This window comes from Mesorhizobium sp. M7A.F.Ca.AU.001.01.1.1 (genome assembly GCF_004022735.1).
Lineage (GTDB): Bacteria > Pseudomonadota > Alphaproteobacteria > Rhizobiales > Rhizobiaceae > Mesorhizobium > Mesorhizobium ciceri.
In genome coordinates this window covers 1-3,509 of sequence record NZ_RZPF01000691.1, presented here as the reverse complement: position 1 = coordinate 3,509, position 3,509 = coordinate 1, and the positions used below count along the sequence as shown (strand labels likewise).

Here is a 3,509-nt window from a genome sequence, read left to right as displayed (position 1 = left end):
CCGTGAAGGCGTTCACCGTACTTGGCAAGCCGGCGGCGGCCGGCGTGGCGGACAATGACGGCGCTTCGGGTTCGGGTGCGGCAGCCGCGACCGGCACGCCGCCGCCATGATAGGTCGCCGCCTCGGCCGAGGCCGGCCCCGGCGCGTCGAGCACGGCGCGGCATTCGCTCGGCAGGTTCGCCATCGTCATCAGGTCGCGTGCCTTGGGGGCATCCGGGTTCTTGTTGGGCCGCCACGGCTCCTGCGTGAACCACCAGGCCAATGGCTTGCCGCAACCGTCATCGTCCGGCGTCGCTTCCTGCGCCTTGCAGCCGGGGGATCCCGGCTGACAGCCGATGCGCATGTGAAAATGATAGTCGTGGCCCCAAAACGGCCGGATCTTGCGCAGCCAGCCGCGGTCGCCCCTGACGGTGTCGCAGAGTTTCTTCTTGATGCCCGGATTGACCAGGATGCGCTCGACCTGGCTGTAGCTCGCCGCCCGCTTCAGAAGCCTTGTGTGCGCCGGCGTCCACAGCGCGTCCTTCACCAGATGGGTCTTCTCATCGACCATCAAGGTGGCGCTCATCGATTCGCGCTGCGCCATCGACAGCGGGCGGCTGGGCATCGGCGTCAGCCAGATGTCGGCGTCGAGCCCGATCTGGTGCGAGGCATGCCCGGTCAGCATCGGGCCGCCGCGCGGCTGCGAAATGTCGCCGATCAGCAGGCCCGGCCAACCATCGGCTGCCGCGTCGCGCGACAATTTCTCGATCACCGCGATCATAGCCGGATGGCCCCAGCGACGGTTGCGGGACGGCCGCATCACCTCCCAGGTCGGACCGTCCATGGGAATGGCGACGCCGCCGGCAAAACAGCCCTTGGAATAGAAGCCGATCGATTGCGCCGCGCTCGCGGCTGGCAGTTTCTTGGCGCCGAACAGGTCTTTTGCCCGTTCCTCGGCCGCGGCCGGCCGTACGGCTAGACCGGCAAGGACGAACAGGCCGAGAGCGGCCGCCAGCCTGAATTTTTTGCCGAGAGATGGCTGTATCGGTGTTTTCATGAAACCGGATCCCCACCAGGCCGAATCATAGCATGCAACGCGGAACGCTTCGATCGATAGAGCGGTTCACCGAAACGGTGAACCGCTCTATCTCTGTTTTGACGCAATCCCGGACGGAGAACCGTGTCACACTTTTCCTGGAATTGCTTTTAGCGCTTCATCGGGCTGCGCGCCTCGCCGTCGCGCCAGTCGCCGCTCGCCCACATATGGTCGAAGGCGGCGCGGTAGTCCGGAAAGCGCAGGGAATAGCCCGCCGCCTTGATCGCCGCGTTGCCGACGCGCTTGTTCTCGCCATAGAAGGACCGCGCCATGGGCGAAAGTTGGGCGGCGTCGAAAGGAATCTCGGGCGGCGGTTCGATGCCCATCAATGATGCGGCATAGGCGACGACGTCCTGCGGCGGCGCCGGCAGATCGTCGGTGACGTTGAAGATGCCGCCTTTATTGCCTTGGATGAGCTGCCACAGGGAGCCTGCAATGTCGTCGCAATGAATGCGGTTGAACACTTGGTCGGGCTTGACCAGCCGCCTTGCGCTGCCGTTTTCCAGATTGAGCAGGGCATTGCGGCCCGGCCCGTAAATGCCGGAGAGTCGCAGGATCGCCACCGGCCGGCGAATCTCGCGGCCCAGCTCCAGCCAGTCCTGCTCTGCCGCCACCCGCATCATCGAACGCTTCGACACCGGCCGGCATTCAGCCGTTTCATCGACCCAGGCGCCGTCATAATTGCCGTAAACCCCGACCGTAGAGAGATAGCCGATCCATTCCAGCGCCGGCATTTGAGCGATTGCCTCTCGGGCGGCACCCAGCACGGGATCGCCAGCCTCCTCCGGGGCGACCGAAATCAGCAGATGCGTTGTCTTTTCCAGTGCATCGCCGATTTCCTCGGTCAGCGCACCGTCGAACAGCAGCGGGGCGATGCCGGCCTGCCGTAGCGTCTCGAATTTTTCCGGCGAGCGTGTCGTGCCGAAGATCGTCGCGGCGCCTTTGTTGGCCCGAGCAAAAGCCCTGCCGGAATAGCCGGCGCCGAAGATGAATATCTGCTTTTCGCTCATGCATTCGCCCTGGTTGGCCGCGCCAGACGCCATTCGTCGCGCACGGCTTCGTCGCTCTCGGTTTTCAGGCCGAGGGCTGCCCTTTCTGAATATTCGGCATCGGGCACCAGCCGCGCCAGCGCCCAAATTGCCGCGCCCCGCACCAGCTGCGAGGCATCGTCCAGCAAGGCGCGCACAGTGTCGGCAAGAGAGGCATCGCCGGAATTGCCGGCGGCGATCAGCACGTTGCGGATGAACCGATCGCGGCCGATGCGTTTTATCGGCGAACCGGAGAAGAAAGCGCGGAAGGCCGCGTCATCGAGACCCAAAAGGTCGGCGAGCGGTGGTTCGCGCAGATCATCGCGCGCGGCGAGTTTTGCTTCCGAAGCCGCCCGGGCGAATTTGTTCCACGGGCAGGCGGCTAAACAGTCATCGCAGCCATAGATGCGGTTGCCGATCTTTTCGCGGAATTCGTGCGGAATCGGCCCCTTGTTCTCGATGGTGAGATAGGAAATGCAGCGCCGCGCATCGAGCCGGTAGGGCGCCGGAAAAGCATCGGTCGGGCATGCGTCGAGGCAGGCGCGGCAGGAGCCGCAATGGTCGATTTCGGCGCGGTCGGGCACCAGTTCAGCGGTGGTGAAGATGGTGCCGAGGAACAGCCAGGAGCCGTGCTCGCGGCTGACCAGATTGGTGTGTTTGCCTTGCCAGCCAAGCCCGGCGGCTTCGGCCAGCGGCTTTTCCATGACAGGTGCGGTGTCGACGAACACCTTCACGTCACCGCCGGCGCGGGCAACGAGCTTGCCGGCGATCTCCTTCAGCCGGCCTTTCATCACATCGTGATAGTCGCGGTTTTGCGCATAGACCGAGATCGCGCCGCGGTCGCGCTTGGCCAGCACTTCGCGAAGATCATGGTCGGGGCCGTAGTTCATCGCCAGCACGACGATCGAGCGTACCTGCGGCCAGAGGGCCGTTGGTTCACTGCGGCGTTGCAGCGTCTCGGCGATCCAGTCCATTGAGCCGTGAAAGCCATCGGCGACGAATTCGGCCAGGCGCGCCGGCGCCAGCGGGATCGCATCGGGGGAGGTGACGGCGACGGCATCGAAGCCGGCGCGCTGCGCCTCAGCGTCGATCAGCGCGCGCAGTTTTGCGGCGTCAGAAGTCGAGGTCCGCATAATGCGACACCGGTGACAGGCCGCGCACCCGGTCGGTCAAAAGCGGCCGGAAGGAAGGCCGCGACTTGACCCGCGTGTACCATTCGCGAGCAGCGCTGTGCTCGCGCCAGTCTATCTCGCCGAGATAATCGAGCACCGACAGCGTCGCCGCGGCCGCGAGATCGGCATAGGTGACCCTCGAGCCGGCCAGCCAATGGCGGGTGCCGGCCAGCCAGTTGGTGTATTTCATGTGCTGGCGGATGTTGGCGCGCGCCGCACGGATCGCGCCCGAGT

The 3,509-nt window shown here is 65.1% G+C and carries 4 protein-coding genes; all 4 read right to left on the bottom strand.

Annotated elements, in window-relative coordinates; genetic code table 11:
• A partial coding sequence (gene mepA / locus EN884_RS29940) for a penicillin-insensitive murein endopeptidase (RefSeq protein ID WP_128360913.1) occupies positions 1 to 1,036 on the bottom strand: 1,036 nt, incomplete at its 3' end.
• A 149-nt stretch (positions 1,037 to 1,185) separates the two neighbouring features.
• Complete coding sequence (locus tag EN884_RS29935) at positions 1,186 to 2,085, bottom strand: SDR family oxidoreductase (RefSeq protein WP_063170414.1); 900 nt, start codon at positions 2,083 to 2,085, stop codon at positions 1,186 to 1,188.
• Positions 2,082 to 3,236, bottom strand: coding sequence for a tRNA epoxyqueuosine(34) reductase QueG (gene queG / locus EN884_RS29930; protein ID WP_027161203.1), 1,155 nt, complete (start codon positions 3,234 to 3,236; stop codon positions 2,082 to 2,084). The genes EN884_RS29935 and queG overlap by 4 nt, the downstream gene beginning before the upstream one ends.
• The coding region (locus EN884_RS29925; RefSeq protein WP_164767182.1) for a glutathione S-transferase family protein at positions 3,217 to 3,509 on the bottom strand (293 nt) is incomplete at its 5' end. The genes queG and EN884_RS29925, both read right to left, overlap by 20 nt.

What these genes read in the sequence shown, in the direction of transcription:
- EN884_RS29935 (WP_063170414.1), bottom strand. Translation starts at nt 2,085, where the DNA reads ATGAGCGAAAAGCAGATATTCATCTTCGGCGCCGGCTATTCCGGCAGG.
- queG (WP_027161203.1), bottom strand. Translation starts at nt 3,236, where the DNA reads ATGCGGACCTCGACTTCTGACGCCGCAAAACTGCGCGCGCTGATCGAC.